We start from the raw sequence: 15,128 nt of genomic DNA on the forward strand, positions 1-15,128 counted from the left end.
GTATCTCTATTATAACGGAATCATTATCCTTGAGAAAGAGCCGCTCTGCATATTACATGAATAAAAAAGAGCCCGCCAAAGAATGGCAGGCAACTTGGTGTGTATGTTTATACAAGAACCGACATGACATTGCGTACAGCTTCAGCTGATTTATCAAGACCCGCTTTCTCATCTGCTGTCAGCTCAAGTTCAATGATTTTTTCAATTCCATTACCACCCAGAATGGTTGGAACACCCAGATATAAATCATTGTAGCCATATTCACCTTCAAGATAGGCAATGGCTGGCAGGATGCGGCGCTGATCTTTTAAAATTGCTTCTGTCATTTCAACAAGTGAAGCAGCCGGTGCGTAGTAAGCGGAACCATTACCGAGCAGTTGAACAATTTCACCGCCGCCTTTTCGGGTACGCTCAACAATGGATTCCAAGCGGTCTTTTGGAATTAATGTTTCCAGCGGAATTCCTCCAGCATACGAGTAACGGACAAGCGGTACCATATCGTCTCCATGGCCGCCAAGAACAAAACCGGTTATATCTTTAACGGAAATTTCCAATTCCTGTGCCACAAATGTGCGGAAACGGGCTGTATCAAGGACACCCGATTGGCCAATAACCCGATTTTTTGGAAATCCTGATTCTTTCAAAACGGTGAATGTCATCGCATCAACTGGATTTGTCAAAACGATGATCGTACAATCCGGAGCATGTTTTACAATTTCAGCAGTGACAGATTTCATTACTTTTTGGTTTGTCTGAACAAGGTCATCACGGCTCATGCCGGGTTTGCGGGCAATCCCTGCTGTAATGATGACGATATCAGAGCCCGCTGTATCTGCATAATCAGAAGTACCCGTAATGTTCGCGTCGAATCCTTGAACAGGGCTTGCTTCCAGCATGTCCAGCGCTTTGCCTTTGGTCGGGCCTTCCGCCTGTGGAATATCGACCAGCACAACATCTGCCAATTCTTTTTGAGCAAGAAGGAAGGCAGTAGTTGCCCCGGTAAATCCGCCGCCGATTACAGAAACTTTTTTACGCTTGTATGCTGTCATAATAAAACTCCTCCTTCACTATTTTCGAATCAGTCTGTATGAAATGAATGCTCCCCAAAATGGGGAGCATCAATTTTTATAGGTTTTTAATTAATTCATCTGCAAATTCAGAGCATTTCACTTCTGTAGCGCCATCCATTAAGCGGGCAAAGTCATATGTAACGACTTTCGAAGAAATTGTTTTTTCCACTGATTTTGTGATTGAATTTGCTGCTTCTGTCCAGCCAAGGTGCTCAAGAAGCAAAACACCTGACAATAAAACAGACGAAGGATTTACTTTGTCAAGACCTGCATATTTCGGCGCAGTACCGTGTGTTGCTTCGAAAATCGCATGGCCAGTTTCATAGTTGATATTGGCACCTGGAGCGATTCCAATTCCGCCTACTTGAGCAGCAAGCGCGTCAGAAATATAGTCACCATTCAAGTTCATAGTCGCTACTACATCGAATTCTTTTGGGCGAGTCAGGATTTGCTGCAGGAAAATGTCCGCAATAGAGTCTTTAACAATTAGCTTGCCTTGTGCTTCTGCATCAGATTGAGCTTTGTTTGCTGCATCTGTGCCTTCTGCTTCTTTGATTTTATCGTATTGAGCCCACGTGAAGACTTTATCGCCGAATTCTTTTTCAGCAAGCTCGTAGCCCCAGTTTTTAAAAGCACCTTCTGTAAATTTCATAATGTTGCCTTTATGGACAAGCGTTAAAGATTTACGGCCTTCTTTAAGAGCATAATTGATTGCCGCACGCACAAGACGCTCCGTTCCTTCTTTTGATACAGGCTTGATCCCGATCCCGGATGTTTCAGGGAAACGGATTTTGTTAACACCCATTTCATTTTTCAGGAATTCGATGACTTTTTTCACTTCATCTGAACCCTCTGCATACTCGATACCTGCGTAAATATCTTCTGTGTTTTCACGGAAAATAACCATATCTGTATCTTCCGGACGCTTTACAGGAGAAGGTACGCCATCAAAGTAACGAACTGGACGAAGGCATGTGAAAAGGTCCAATTCCTGGCGAAGTGCCACGTTCAAAGAACGGATTCCGCCTCCGACCGGCGTTGTAAGCGGGCCTTTAATAGCGATTAAATATTCATCAATCTGCTCAAGTGTTTCCTTTGGAAGCCATTCACCTGTTTGGTTGAAGGCTTTTTCGCCGGCAAGAACTTCCTTCCAGACGATTTTCTTTTCGCCATTGTATGCTTTTTCAACTGCTGCATCCAATACACGTGAAGCTGCTGCCCAAATATCCGGTCCGATTCCATCGCCCTCGATAAAAGGAACAATTGGGTTGTTTGGTACGTTTAGTACGCCGTCCTGCATTGAAATTTTTTCACCTTGAGTCATCTTGCAATTCCCTCCAATTCCATGTTCAAAGGTTAGGAGAATGCTATCTCCTAACCTGTTCTGCCATCTTCCATCTTACACTAGATATTTATTTTTTTGCAAATGCTTTCTCAATCAGCCTCGTTCGCTGATTGGTATATACTTTTGCATATTTGGACCTGTATATTCCGCACGCGGACGAATCAGTCTGTTGTTGGCATATTGCTCAAGAATGTGCGCAATCCAGCCGGATGCACGGCTCACAGCAAAAATAGGAGTGAACAAATCATGCTCAATGCCCAGGCTGTGATAAACAGACGCTGAATAAAAGTCAACGTTTGGCGGCAGGTTTTTGCTGCCGGTTACAAGACCTTCAATTTCGATTGACATATTGTAAAGCTCTGGCTGGCCGTTCTGCTCCGTCAGGCGCTTAGACATTTCACGAAGATGCTTTGCCCGCGGGTCGCCTTGACGGTAAACACGGTGGCCGAAGCCCATAATTTTTTCTTTGTTATTGAGTTTCTCTAAAATATACGGTTCAACATTGTCAGCTGAGCCGATCTCTGTAAGCATTTTCATAACTTGTTCGTTTGCGCCGCCATGAAGCGGCCCTTTAAGAGCACCAAGAGCTGCTGTTACGCCAGAGTAAATATCTGATAATGTAGCTACACAAACACGAGCTGTAAACGTAGATGCATTCAGCTCATGGTCTGCATGAAGAACAAGCGCTTTATCAAATGCTTCAATTTCCACTGCCGTTGGTTCATTTCCGGAAAGCATATACAAGAAGTTTTCAGCAATACCATATTCCTTTTTCGGTGCGATCGGCTCCTGCCCTCTGCGGATACGGGCAAATGCCGTCACAAGTGCTGGGATTTTCGCTTGAATACGAATGGCTTTACGATAATTGGCTTCGTCTGTCATAATGTCTGATTCTTCATCATAAAGGCCTAGTAATGAAACAGAGGAACGAAGTGCTGCCATTGGATGAACTTTGTCAATCGGATACATTTTGAAATGATCCAAAATTTCTTGAGGAATGTCATAGTTTTCTGACAGCTGGGATTTCAGTTCGTCCAGCTGTGCCTGTGTTGGAAGGCTGCGGTGCCAAAGTAAATAGATCACTTCTTCAAAACTCGCATTTTCGGTCAAGTCGTCAATGTTATACCCTGCGTATGTAAGTGTGTCATCAATAATTGAGCTCACAGATGACGTCGTGGCAACTACTCCTTCGAGTCCGCGTGCAGTAGTCATAATTATCTCTCCTTCGCCTGTTTATTTCCCCATTACCCACTTTTTTATTTATCTTCATGCATTCTGAGCAACTGCTCAGTACCATTTTAAAAATAAAAAAGTTTATGTAAAATTGCACAGCACATTTCAATATTAAAAAAAGCTGAAATGCCCAAAATAGTGTGCGCTTACATTGCTTATTATAAACAATATGGGCGGTTTTGTGAATCAAAAGGTGCCAAATAGTTCGAAATTTTTTTAGAAAATATCGAAAATCCAGACATAACATGCCTGGATTTTATGGTATTATAGTATATTTCATTTTAAAAATCAGACCTTTTATTCATCCTGTCTGCCGTTTTATATGCATCGTAAATCCCCCAGATCCATACAAGCGGATATGTCACAAAGCCGATCAATACCCACATTAACGCCGCATTGATCATTTGCACAACAATTAAAATAAGCCCTTTTACAATCTGGCCGTTGTAAATCTGGCCGACTCCTGTCCAAAATACACTTAAAACGGCGGCAATCCCCGGATTTTTAAACAACAGGTTCATCTCCTTTTTTCTTCTTATGCTCTATACTTACGGATGAGCCAGCGGAAAAGTTTCGGATTTCCTCAATGAAATGATGAAAATAACTTCATGGCATAGTAAGCTATTCCTGCGCCGATTAGCGGACCGACGGGAACTCCTTTAAAAAGCGCTACGGCCAATACAGTTCCCAGTACAAGTGCTGTTGTAATATGGGGATCTTCAGCCAGGAGTACAATACCGTTTTTGGCAATTAGCGCTACAAGAATTCCTGCCGCTAATGCAATCCAGGCATACGGCGATTTTAACGCCGCTCCAAGTTCTTTAAAGCCGATTGCGCCAGTAGCAATCGGTACAAGAACTGCTACAGTAATTACGGTTACACCCCAGTTGATTCCGTTTTTTTGCATCATATCAAACCATTTCATATCAAGGCCCACCGCTTTTAAGGCGAGCAAAAATGCAGATGCAATAAGCAGTGATTGATTTTTTGCAATCAAGCTGATGGCGATTAATAAAAGTAAAAATAAATATGCCTGCATATATCCCTATCCACCTCTAAAAAAAATACGCATGGACATGCTCCTTCCTTCATACGAGTAGAAGAGAAACGGAGGCATGTACCATGCGATTGTTTGTTCATTATGTTCTCGTTAGTGCGGCCTTGCTTTCTATTTATTGGCTGCTGCCGATTTTCAAACCATTTTTAGCCGGGGCATTTTTTGCCGCTGTCTTACATAAACCAGCCCACTTCCTTCAAAAAAAAGCGGCTGTCTCAAGAAACGCTGCCGTGCTCGCTTCTCTTTTCTGGGTTTTATGCTTATTTTCAGCCGGCCTTCTATTATTCGGCTGGATCAGTGCTCGTACAGCATCGCATATCCATTATGTGATTCCTCACTATATTCCAGTCGCCACAGCTCATTTAGAACAGTTTGTTCACAGCGTGACCGCTTTTTTATCAGAGGACCAAAAAGAACTTTTATTACAAACTATACACACCCTTGAAACAGCTGCCGGCAATACGGTGGAACAGTATGCAGGAAAATGGCTGCTTACCGGCACCTCTTACTTTCTGGCTGTTTCAGGAACAGCAGTTGAACTTCTCATTGTACTATTTACCGCATTTTTCATTGCAAAAGACGGCTCTTTTTTTATTTCGTTCCTGCCTGAGCCTCTCCGTAAAAAAATAGCTGCCGCAGCAAATGATTTTTCAGCGTCTCTTTATGCATACGGTTATGCGCAGCTCCAGCTTTTCATTATAACTTTTGCTGCCGCCTGCATCGGCTTTTTTCTGCTGCGTATTCCACACGTCCTGGAGCTTGCTTTTTTAACGGCAGTGCTTGAATTTCTTCCTATTGTTGGGTCCAGCCTGCTTTTTGTGCCATGGATCCTGTTCTGCTTTCTCACCGGCCAGACAAGCACCGGCGTTTTTGCCGCTGTGCTTTACGCTATCCTGACGATTATGCGGCAGCTGCTGGAGCCAAAGCTCGTTTCTGATTCCGCCGGATTGCATCCTCTTGCAGTTTTATTTGCTGCATTTGCCGGATATCATCTGGCAGGCGTTTTCGGTTTGATAACCGGACCGCTGTTTTTGCTTGCCTGTTCTTCCATGTACCGCGCGCGTTTATGGTTTACAAAACATTAGCATGGCCATTGTAAATAATGCCGCGCGCTGCATCAACTGTGATTTCCTGGCCTTCTGACAGCAGGGTTAGCGCTCCTTCTACGTCAACAATGACCGGAATACCGAGATTGATACCGACAACTGCTGCATGGCTCGTTAATCCGCCTTCTTCTGTAATCACAGCACTGCACTTCTCAATGGCAGGCATCATATCACGATCTGTTCCGTATGTAACAAGGATATCACCTGGTTTTACTTTCTCAAGTGCTTCGTCAGCTGTTTTAGCTTTTACAACCTTTCCATACGCAGAGTGGCGGCCAATTCCCTGTGCTTTTACCAGGATATCGCCAACAACATGGATTTTCATTAAGTTTGTTGTGCCGGACTCCCCAACAGGTACACCTGCTGTAATGACAACCAGTTCGCCATGGCTGATTACGCCTTCTTCTAAACAATGGACAACCGCATTATCCAGCATTTCGTCTGTAGAAGACACACTAAGGCCCATAAGCGGGAATACGCCCCAAACAAGTGAAAGGCTTCTTGTTACACGTTCACTGTCTGTTACTGCATAAATAGATGCCTTTGGACGGTAACGGGAGATCATCCGGGCTGTGTGGCCGCTTGAAGTAGGTGCAATAATCGCTTTTACTTCCAGAGCCTCTACTGTTTTCGCAACAGACTGCCCAATTGCGTCAGTCATCGTCATCCGTCCAGTGTGATTGCGGCGGCGCGGCGGGATATCCTTCATTTGCAGGACTGATTCAGCACGAACAGCAATATTATGCATCGTTTGAACCGCTTCTAAAGGATAAGAACCAGCGGCTGTTTCACCTGAAAGCATAATAGCGTCCGTTCCATCAAAGATCGCATTGGCTACATCGCTTGCTTCTGCACGAGTCGGGCGGGGGTTGCGCTGCATAGAATCAAGCATTTGTGTTGCTGTGATAACCGGCTTGCCCAGCAGATTACATTTTTTAATCAATTGCTTTTGGACGATCGGTACTTCTTCCGCTGGTATTTCTACGCCCAGGTCACCGCGTGCAACCATTAATCCATCCGATACTTCAAGAATTTCATCGATGTTATCGACACCTTCCTGGTTCTCGATTTTCGGAATAATCTGGATATGTGTTGCATCATGTTTTTCTAAAAGCTCGCGAATATCCAGCACGTCAGATGTACGGCGCACAAAAGACGCAGCAATAAAGTCTACATCCTGCTCAATGCCAAAACGGATATCATCAGCATCTTTTTCCGTAATTCCCGGCAGCTTGACAGAAACGCCCGGGACGTTTACGCCTTTTTTGTTTTTAAGTGTACCGCTGTTTAAAATACGAACTCCAATTTCGCCTTTTTCCCGGTCAATGCCCGTAACAAGAAGACCAATCAAGCCGTCATCTAGTAAAATGCTTGAACCTGGTTTCACATCATCAATTAAGCCAGAATACGTGATCGAAAACTTCTCCGGTGTTCCAAGCACTTCTGTCATTGAAATAACAGCGTCTTTTCCATTCTCAAGCTCAATTGCTCCGTTTTCCATATTATGTGTGCGAATTTCCGGACCTTTTGTATCGAGCAGGATAGCAACCGTTTTCCCCATGTTTTTTGCTGCCTGGCGGATATTTTGAATGCGTGCCCCGTGTTCTTCATGGCTTCCATGAGAAAAGTTTAAACGCGCAACGTTCATTCCGGCTTTCATTAACGCTTGAAGTGTTTCAAGGTTTTCACTTGCCGGCCCAATTGTACAGACAATTTTCGTTTTTTGCATCAATAGTTCCTCCAATTTCTTAATTAAATCGACAATTCCTGCGATAATTCGTACATACGCTGATCGACTTTATGTGGTTTTGACAGCGCTTCGATAATGTCATAATCAACGATTTGGTTTTGCTCGATTCCAACAGCGCGGCCGCCTTTTCCCTGCAGAAGCAATTCAACTGCGTAAGCACCGAGACGGCTTGCCAGCACCCGGTCGGAAGCGCTAGGTGTTCCGCCGCGCTGCATATGGCCCAAAACGGAAACGCGTGTGTCGAAGCCTGTCAACTCTTCAATAATAGCACCAAATTTACTGCCTGTCATGACACCTTCTGCTACAACAATAATACTATGTTTTTTTCCACGTTCCTGGCTGCGCTTCAGCTTGGAAGCGATTTTGTTCATATCGTATGGTGCTTCTGGAATAAGGATGGTTTCCGCACCACCTGCAAGCCCTGACCACAGCGCAAGATCTCCTGCATGGCGGCCCATCACTTCAACAATAAATGTACGTTCATGTGAGCTGGCTGTATCACGAATTTTGTCGATGGCATCAATGACAGTGTTGAGTGCCGTGTCAAAGCCAATAGTGAATTCAGTTCCCGGAATATCATTATCAATTGTACCCGGCACACCGACACAAGGGAAGCCATGCTCAGTCAATGCTTTTGCTCCCATATACGAACCATCCCCGCCGATAACAACAAGTCCTTCGATGCCGAACTTCTCCATTTGCTCAATGCCCTGCTTTTGTCCTTCAAGTGTTTTAAATTCCAAGCAGCGTGCAGAACGAAGAATCGTGCCTCCCCGGTGGATAATATCACCCACAGAACCGCGGTCCAGCTGCTTTATATGTCCATTAATCAAGCCATGGTAGCCCTGGTAAACGCCAAAAACTTCCATATCATGATAAATGGCCTTCCGGACAACGGCCCGTACAGCCGCATTCATTCCGGGCGCGTCTCCACCGCTTGTTAATACACCAATTCGTTTCATTATCCTGTCACCTCTAAAAAAAATTTGTGAGCCACATTACTCATATGCCTGCCTCCTTTTAAGATAACAGAACGGTTTGCCGTTCACAATCTTTACCCGAAAAGTAAGCGTTAACATTAAAAAAACCTCGCAAATGAATAAAACAACCGGCTCTGAAAGTTAATCTTTCAGGCCGGTTGTTTGTTCCGCATAGCCGCCAATGCGTTTGTATTTTTCATACCGCTGGTCAACAAGAGCCGCGTGCTCTGTTTTCTGCAGCTCTTTCATCGCCGGCTGCAGCACCGCATCAATTAATTCAGCCTGCTTTTTCGCATCACGGTGCGCTCCGCCCCGTACTTCCGGGATGATTTCATCTACAATTCCGAGCGAGCGTAAGTCAGGAGCTGTGATTTTCATTGTTTCGGCTGCTCGTTTCGCAAGACCAGCGTCTTTCCATAAAAGGGCCGCTGCCCCTTCCGGTGAAATAACAGAATATGTAGAGTTTTCAAGCATGAATAACCGGTCACCGACACCAAGTGCCAGTGCTCCACCGCTTCCGCCTTCGCCGATTACAATGCAGATAATCGGGACGGACAGGCCGGCCATTTCAAAAATATTGCGGGCGATCGCCTCGCTTTGTCCGCGTTCTTCGGCTGCTTTTCCAGGATACGCCCCTTTTGTATCAATTAAGCAAACAATCGGGCGGTTAAACTTTTCCGCCTGCTTCATAAGGCGTAACGCTTTTCGATACCCTTCCGGATGGGGCATCCCGAATGTCCGCTGAATATTTTCTTTTGTGTCACGTCCACGCTGGTGGCCGATGACCGTCACCGGCTGTCCATGATACTTTGCTATTCCGGCAACAATCGCTGCATCGTCGCCGTATGCACGGTCTCCATGGAGCTCAAAAAAGTTCTCAAATAAGCAAGGGATGTAATCCAGAGTTGTCGGCCGGTTCGGATGACGCGCCATCTGCACACGGTCCCAGGGCGTCATGCTATTGTAAATATCATCTTCCAATTTTTTCAATCGAAGTTCCAGCTTCTCAATTTCATCCGATAAATCCAAATCCGATGTAGAAGTAAAACTTTTCAGCTCCGCAATTTTTTCCTGCAAATCCCGAACCGGTTTTTCAAATTCTAATCCTGTCATCTTTCTCCACCGCCCGTTTGATGAATATCGAGCAAAAATGAAAGTTTTTCTTTCATTTCACTTCTGTGCAAAACGGCATCAAGCTGGCCGCACTGAAGCAAAAACTCGGCCGTTTGAAAATCCTCAGGCAGCTTTTCACGAATTGTCTGCTCGATAATCCGCCGCCCGGCAAACCCAATCAATGCTCCTGGTTCCGCAAAATTAAAATCTCCCAAAGAGGCAAAGCTTGCGGATACCCCGCCTGTTGTAGGATGTGTCATGACGGAAATAATCAGCCCGCCGCGGTCACTCATCCGTTTAAATGCAGCACCCGTCTTGGCCATCTGCATAAGAGATAAAACACCCTCCTGCATGCGTGCACCCCCAGAAGCCGTGAAAATAATAAACGGAATCTGGAGGCGAATTGCTTCTTCAACAGCCCGGGTAATTTTTTCGCCGACAACCGATCCCATACTGCCCATTCGAAAAGATGAATCCATAAAAGCAAAAGCAGACGGATAGCCGTCAATGGTTCCGACGCCTGTCACAATTGCCTCGTTTAACCCTGTTTTCTTGCGGTCAGCTTCTATCTTTTCTTCGTAACCCGGGAATTCCAGTGGATTAGCTGTTGAAAGGCCCGCATCTAATTCACGGAAGGACCCTTCATCAAGAAGAATTTTAATACGTTCATGGGCTTTCAGTGGATAGTGGTATCCACATCCCAAACAAACATGAAGATTTTTTTCTAATTCCTTTGTATACATGATTTTTTTACATTTCGGGCATTTTTGCATAATTCCTTCAGGAACATCTTGCTTCGCTGCTTCCGATGGAATGGTTGCATACTTTATCTTTTTCGGTTTTTGTTTTGTAAACATATTTTTAATTGCCACAGTTCCACCCCTTTACTGGTGTTTTAAATACTGGATTTGTTTAGCTGCGGCCAGCAGCTCTTTCAAGCGCTCATTATCCGGTTCACTTCCAGCGTAATCCGCGATAATTTTCCATATATTCCGAAGAAGCTTATTATCGGCTGCTTCTATTTGCTGCTCAAAAGAGCTTTCTGGCCGAGTAAAATCAGCGCCAGATTTTCTTGATAAAATGGCAAGGCAGCCCAATTCCAATATTGCTTTAACATCACGGACATCCTCCTTGCTTGGATCACCATCAAAAATAAATGCACCAATAAGCGGAACAAGCTGATGATTGTTAAAGTCACGCAAATAAGTGCCTTCTCCCCGGCGTGTTTCAATCAGGCCGAGCAGTTCTAATGCTCGCAATGCTTCACGTACAGACGAACGCCCGATGGAAAGCCTGTCTGATAGTTCGCGTTCCGAAGGAATTTTATCTCCAGATTGAAGACGGTCTGTTTTAATCATTTCCTGAATTTGTGCAATAGCGGCCAGAAATTTTGAAGGAGGGCGTGTAGAGCCTGTCATTTATTCACCTTCAGCCATTAGCGGCCGCTGCATTGTTTTTTTGCACACAATTTCAGAATTTATACCTTTAAAATACGGCTTTACTCGTATTCCTGTTCCAGTATTTTTTTTAAAATACACTGCATTGAAACAAACGGGAGAAGCACCCGCAGGAATTTTCAGGAATACAGGACTTCTTCCGGAGGCTGAAGACGGCGCTTTAGAACCTCTATGGCCCATTTTTTCATATGGCAATCCTCTGTCTGGCGGACAGGAAGGATATAAATCTCGTTTGTTCTTCACAGTTATCTTTATTTCAGCAGATAATTTTTGGTGATTTTCGTTACGCATCTGGAGAGTTTCTACCCACTTTGACATCCTGACACCCTCCCTGGTTGCTCTTAGGTGGTCTGACCACACAATTCCCTATAATACTTTAAACGATCCTAAAGAAATTGTAAAGGTCAGGCAAATTATCTAAGTACCACATTCCTGGCTCCGCATTCTTTCTTTAATGCTTCTACCAGTTTATCTGTCGGGGAGACCCGGTATTTAGCCCCCAGCCTTACTGTTTCTTTTGTTCGTTCATAATAAAGAACTACTGGAGCCCGGCCCGGATAGCGCTGCAGTTCATCGGCTACCCATTCCGCCAGCCTGCTTTCTTTTCTTCCTTCTTCGAGGCGAATATAAAGGGTTTGTTTTTCTTCCAGCACTTCATGCAGCCCGTCTTTAACCGGCTGCAGCGCTTGAATAATGATTTGCAGTGTATTGTTTCGTTCCTCTGCTGATCCAGCAGCCAGCACAACTTTTCCTTTTTGGATAAAGGAACTGTACTTCCGGTACGTGTCTGGGAAAAAAACGGCTTCTCTCTCTCCTGTTTCATCTATAAGAGTTGCAAATGCCATCTTTTCCCCTTTTTTGGTCCGAATTTCGCGAATATTTCCGATCATGCCGGCAACAGTAACACTTCTGCTTTTTTTCAGCTCCAACAGCGGAATTGCTCCTGCTTGATTAAGCATCAGGCGATAAGCTGCTACTGGATGATCTGATATATATATGCCAAGTGTTTCTCTTTCTTTCTCAAGTTTTATATCGCTTTCCAGCTTCGGTGCTTGTGTATATTTTGGCTGATAAGAGCTTCCTTCATCAAGCTGAGCGAGCTCCGCATTTTCTAAAGCGGCATCAATACTCGCCAGGAGTGTTGCACGATCCTGGCCAAACTCATCCATTGCTCCTGCGTAAACTAATGCTTCAATAACCTTGCGATTTATAATAGCGGCCGGCACTCGCTCGCAAAAATCAAATAAATTACGAAAAGGTCCTTTTTTTCTTTCTTCAATAATGGCGTTTGCCGCTGACTGGCCTGCCCCCTTTATCGGTACAAGGCCAAATCGAATACCGTCTGCCTCCGCTTGAAAAGAATATCCGCTTGAATTCACAGATGGCGCGAGGAAGCGGAGATTATACTCAGCTGCTTCGGCAGCGTATTGCCTTAGTTTTTCTTCATTTCCTGTCTGTGACTGAAGAAGAGCAGCCAAAAAATGTGCTGGATAATGTACTTTAAGCCAGGCCAGCCAGTATGCAATCATACTGTAGGCAACCGCATGACTCCTGTTAAATCCATAATCAGCAAAACGGACAATCAAATCATACACAGATACAGCTGTTTTTTCGTCAATCTTCATTTTTTGGGCACCCTTTACAAAGTGCTGTCTTTTTTCTTCCAGCAGCTCTTTGTTTTTTTTGCTTACAGCACGGCGAAGCAAATCGGCTTCTCCCGGTGAAAAGCCGGCCAATTGAACGGCAATTTCAATAATTTGCTCCTGGTAAACAATAATGCCATAGGTCGGCTCAAGTACGTCCTTTAAAATGGGATGGGAGTACTGGGCCGTCTTCCGCCCATGCCGGCGTTCAATGTAAAGCGGGATCTGCTCCATAGGGCCCGGGCGATATAAAGCATTAACAGCAACCATATCTTCAAACCGATTGGGCTGGAGCTTTATGAGTACATTTCTCATTCCTTCCGACTCAAACTGAAAAATACCTGAAGTTTTCCCCCGGCCCAGCAATTGAAAAACACGCGGATCATCCAGTTTAAGATCCAGCAAATCTATTTTCCGGCCAGTTTTTCTTTTAATTGATGCCAAGATCCGCTCAATTGTCGTTAAATTACGCAAGCCAAGCAGATCCATTTTTAAAAGTCCCAGCTTTTCAAGCGGCTCCATCGGATATTGTGTTAAATATACCCCGTCGTGTCCTTCCATTACTGGAACATAGTCTGTCAGCGGCTTTTCTGCAATGACGATCCCTGCGGCATGTGTTGAGGTATGGCGCGGCAGTCCTTCTAAATGAAGCGCGGTTTGATAAATCCGCTCATTTACCGGCGACTCGGAGCGCCAGCTGTTCAAGTTGACGTTTGACAGCTTTGTTCCGGGCACAGACGGAATGAGCCTGGACAAATGGGCTAATGCCTCCGTACTAAAGCCAAAAACCCGTGCTGTATCTCTCATAACCGCTTTGGCCGATAGCGTACCAAATGTAACAATTTGCGCTGCATGAACAGCGCCATATTTCTTGACAATATAACGAATCACTTCGTCACGCCGGTGGTCAGGAAAATCAATATCGATATCCGGCATCGTAATTCTTTCGGGGTTTAAAAACCGTTCAAATAAAAGATTGTATTTAATTGGATCGACGGCTGTAATACCCAATGCAAAGGCAACAAGTGATCCCGCGGCCGATCCCCGGCCCGGGCCGGTTAATATCCCTTCCTTTTTCGCAAATTGCATAAAATCGTGAACGATTAAAAAGTAATTGCTGAACTTCATTTTGCTGATAACCGACAATTCATAGGAAAGCCGGTCCGTGTAAATGCTGCTTTTTTCTGCGAGCCCCTCCATGCAAAGCACTTTTAAACGGTCATCAGCGGTTTCCCCTTCAGGAAGCGGAAATGAAGGAATAAGCCGGCTGCCAAATTCAATATCTACCTGACAGAGATCAGCAATAATTTTCGTATTCTCGATTGCTTCCGGCATCTCCCTGTATATATCTCTTAGTTCTTCAGCAGACTTGAATGCATGAACAGCTTCCGGCAATTCTTCTTCCAGTTCAATAAGCCGGTTATCCCGGATCGCCTGCAGGCAGGCTGAAGCAAAAGCGCCGGCTGCCTCTGCGTACTGCACATTGCTTACCGCCACAAGCGGAATGTCCAGCTTTTTTGCATTTTCAATTAAAAACCGCTCTTTCCTGCTTCCTCGAATCCCTATATAAAAGTGGCGAAACGCTTTTTTAAAATAAGCAGCTGCTTCTTCAGAAGGGTCTCCCTCCGCCCCCGGCAGAACAGCAATAAGCCCTTCTGCATACCCGTTAAGCCATCGGAGCGGGAGGCCGTCTTTCGCTTTGGTTTGTAGTGCACTTGCAATTTTAATCAGATTGGAAAAGCCTGTATTATTTTCTGCATACAAAAGAAGCGGAAAAGCCTGCCCCTCCGCCTGCCGGGCTTCCACTTCTGCTTTTAATCCCATCAGGGGCTTGATAGCCCGCTTTTTGCAGGCCAGATAAAAAGGAATGGCTGCATGAAGATTGTTCCAGTCGGCCAGGCCAACTGCTGTACTGCCCATTCTCTGCGCTTGTTCAGCAATTTTTTCTGGAGTAAGCGTGGCTCCCCGAAAGCTGTATGCTGTTTCCGTTTCCAAATGAATGACCATTTTCCCGCTCCTCTCATTCAAATGAATGTATGTTCTTTTCTTCATATAAAAAGAAAGGAGAAAAAATTCTCCTTTCAGGCTGTTGACAAATGCTCGCTTTCGGCGTCACTTGCCGGCCGTGAATGCTCATGACCCCCGAAAGGTCACTCCGCTTCCCAGCCGGCGGCGTTCCTGGAAAGACAAGCGTTTTCAATCAGCCTGCTTTCTAACTTTGTCTGCACTCTGAAAGAAGAAAAAATTCTCCTTTTAAGCTGCCAGCAAACGTGTTCTTTCTATATTTAAATGCTAGATACGCTGCTCCTGCCCGCCTTGTTATTTTTATGCCAGCTTACTGCCGGCAACCAGTGTTCTTAAGTCCGCTGTTACC

The 15,128-nt window shown here is 44.9% G+C and carries 13 protein-coding genes; 1 reads left to right on the forward strand and 12 read right to left on the reverse strand.

The genetic code is table 11. The features are described 5' to 3' along the window. Nucleotides 1-107: 107 nt before the first annotated feature. From mdh to VP98_RS04370, 5 genes are all read right to left on the reverse strand, one after another. Entirely contained in the window at nt 108-1,049 is a 942-nt protein-coding gene (mdh, locus tag VP98_RS04350) for a malate dehydrogenase (RefSeq protein ID WP_046174041.1), read from the reverse strand. Between the two features lie 76 nt (nt 1,050-1,125). Then, on the reverse strand, nt 1,126-2,394 hold the full coding sequence (icd, locus tag VP98_RS04355; protein ID WP_046174042.1) for an NADP-dependent isocitrate dehydrogenase: 1,269 nt from the start codon (nt 2,392-2,394) through the stop codon (nt 1,126-1,128). A 114-nt stretch (nt 2,395-2,508) separates the two neighbouring features. Further along, nucleotides 2,509-3,627 carry a citrate synthase gene (gene citZ / locus VP98_RS04360; protein ID WP_046174043.1) on the reverse strand — a complete coding sequence of 373 codons (1,119 nt, stop codon included), beginning with the start codon at nt 3,625-3,627 and terminating at the stop codon, nt 2,509-2,511. Between the two features lie 302 nt (nt 3,628-3,929). After that, the gene (locus tag VP98_RS04365) at nt 3,930-4,160 is read right to left on the reverse strand and encodes a hypothetical protein (RefSeq protein WP_082087816.1); all 231 of its coding nucleotides are present in this window, start codon (nt 4,158-4,160) and stop codon (nt 3,930-3,932) included. 71 nt (nt 4,161-4,231) lie between these two features. Continuing rightward, nucleotides 4,232-4,687: a DUF441 domain-containing protein gene (locus tag VP98_RS04370; RefSeq protein WP_046174045.1), complete on the reverse strand. Its 456-nt coding sequence runs from the start codon at nt 4,685-4,687 to the stop codon at nt 4,232-4,234. Between the two features lie 83 nt (nt 4,688-4,770). Between VP98_RS04370 and ytvI the strand changes: the two genes are divergently transcribed. Beyond that, complete coding sequence (ytvI, locus tag VP98_RS04375; RefSeq protein ID WP_046174046.1) at nt 4,771-5,790, forward strand: sporulation integral membrane protein YtvI; 1,020 nt, start codon at nt 4,771-4,773, stop codon at nt 5,788-5,790. Here ytvI and pyk read toward each other — a convergent pair. The 7 genes from pyk to dnaE form a co-directional block, all read right to left on the reverse strand. After that, complete coding sequence (gene pyk, locus VP98_RS04380) at nt 5,777-7,540, reverse strand: pyruvate kinase (protein WP_046174047.1); 1,764 nt, start codon at nt 7,538-7,540, stop codon at nt 5,777-5,779. The genes ytvI and pyk overlap by 14 nt on opposite strands. Nucleotides 7,541-7,563: 23 nt before the next feature. Then, on the reverse strand, nt 7,564-8,523 hold the full coding sequence (gene pfkA / locus VP98_RS04385) for a 6-phosphofructokinase (RefSeq protein ID WP_046174048.1): 960 nt from the start codon (nt 8,521-8,523) through the stop codon (nt 7,564-7,566). A 159-nt stretch (nt 8,524-8,682) separates the two neighbouring features. Beyond that, nucleotides 8,683-9,654, reverse strand: coding sequence for an acetyl-CoA carboxylase carboxyl transferase subunit alpha (gene accA / locus VP98_RS04390; protein ID WP_046174049.1), 972 nt, complete (start codon nt 9,652-9,654; stop codon nt 8,683-8,685). Beyond that, nucleotides 9,651-10,511, reverse strand: a complete 861-nt coding sequence (accD, locus tag VP98_RS04395; RefSeq protein WP_046174157.1) for an acetyl-CoA carboxylase, carboxyltransferase subunit beta — start codon at nt 10,509-10,511, stop codon at nt 9,651-9,653. The genes accA and accD overlap by 4 nt, the downstream gene beginning before the upstream one ends. 27 nt (nt 10,512-10,538) lie before the next feature. Beyond that, nucleotides 10,539-11,072: a FadR/GntR family transcriptional regulator gene (locus tag VP98_RS04400; RefSeq protein WP_046174050.1), complete on the reverse strand. Its 534-nt coding sequence runs from the start codon at nt 11,070-11,072 to the stop codon at nt 10,539-10,541. Beyond that, a complete protein-coding gene (locus tag VP98_RS04405; protein ID WP_046174051.1) occupies nt 11,073-11,429 on the reverse strand; it encodes a hypothetical protein in 357 nt (118 codons plus the stop codon). 95 nt (nt 11,430-11,524) lie between these two features. Continuing rightward, nucleotides 11,525-14,761 carry a DNA polymerase III subunit alpha gene (gene dnaE, locus VP98_RS04410; protein ID WP_046174052.1) on the reverse strand — a complete coding sequence of 1,079 codons (3,237 nt, stop codon included), beginning with the start codon at nt 14,759-14,761 and terminating at the stop codon, nt 11,525-11,527. Nucleotides 14,762-15,128 lie beyond the last annotated feature (367 nt).

This window comes from Domibacillus indicus (assembly GCF_000970685.1).
GTDB classification, from domain to species: Bacteria; Bacillota; Bacilli; order Bacillales; family Domibacillaceae; genus Domibacillus; species Domibacillus indicus.

Coding starts and splice junctions, on each gene's coding strand:
- mdh (WP_046174041.1), bottom strand. CDS start 1,049: ATGACAGCATACAAGCGTAAAAAAGTTTCTGTAATCGGCGGCGGATTT.
- icd (WP_046174042.1), bottom strand. CDS start 2,394: ATGACTCAAGGTGAAAAAATTTCAATGCAGGACGGCGTACTAAACGTA.
- citZ (WP_046174043.1), bottom strand. CDS start 3,627: ATGACTACTGCACGCGGACTCGAAGGAGTAGTTGCCACGACGTCATCT.
- VP98_RS04370 (WP_046174045.1), bottom strand. CDS start 4,687: ATGCAGGCATATTTATTTTTACTTTTATTAATCGCCATCAGCTTGATT.
- ytvI (WP_046174046.1), top strand. CDS start 4,771: ATGCGATTGTTTGTTCATTATGTTCTCGTTAGTGCGGCCTTGCTTTCT.
- pyk (WP_046174047.1), bottom strand. CDS start 7,540: ATGCAAAAAACGAAAATTGTCTGTACAATTGGGCCGGCAAGTGAAAAC.
- pfkA (WP_046174048.1), bottom strand. CDS start 8,523: ATGAAACGAATTGGTGTATTAACAAGCGGTGGAGACGCGCCCGGAATG.
- accA (WP_046174049.1), bottom strand. CDS start 9,654: ATGACAGGATTAGAATTTGAAAAACCGGTTCGGGATTTGCAGGAAAAA.
- accD (WP_046174157.1), bottom strand. CDS start 10,511: ATGTTTACAAAACAAAAACCGAAAAAGATAAAGTATGCAACCATTCCA.
- VP98_RS04400 (WP_046174050.1), bottom strand. CDS start 11,072: ATGACAGGCTCTACACGCCCTCCTTCAAAATTTCTGGCCGCTATTGCA.
- VP98_RS04405 (WP_046174051.1), bottom strand. CDS start 11,429: ATGTCAAAGTGGGTAGAAACTCTCCAGATGCGTAACGAAAATCACCAA.
- dnaE (WP_046174052.1), bottom strand. CDS start 14,761: ATGGTCATTCATTTGGAAACGGAAACAGCATACAGCTTTCGGGGAGCC.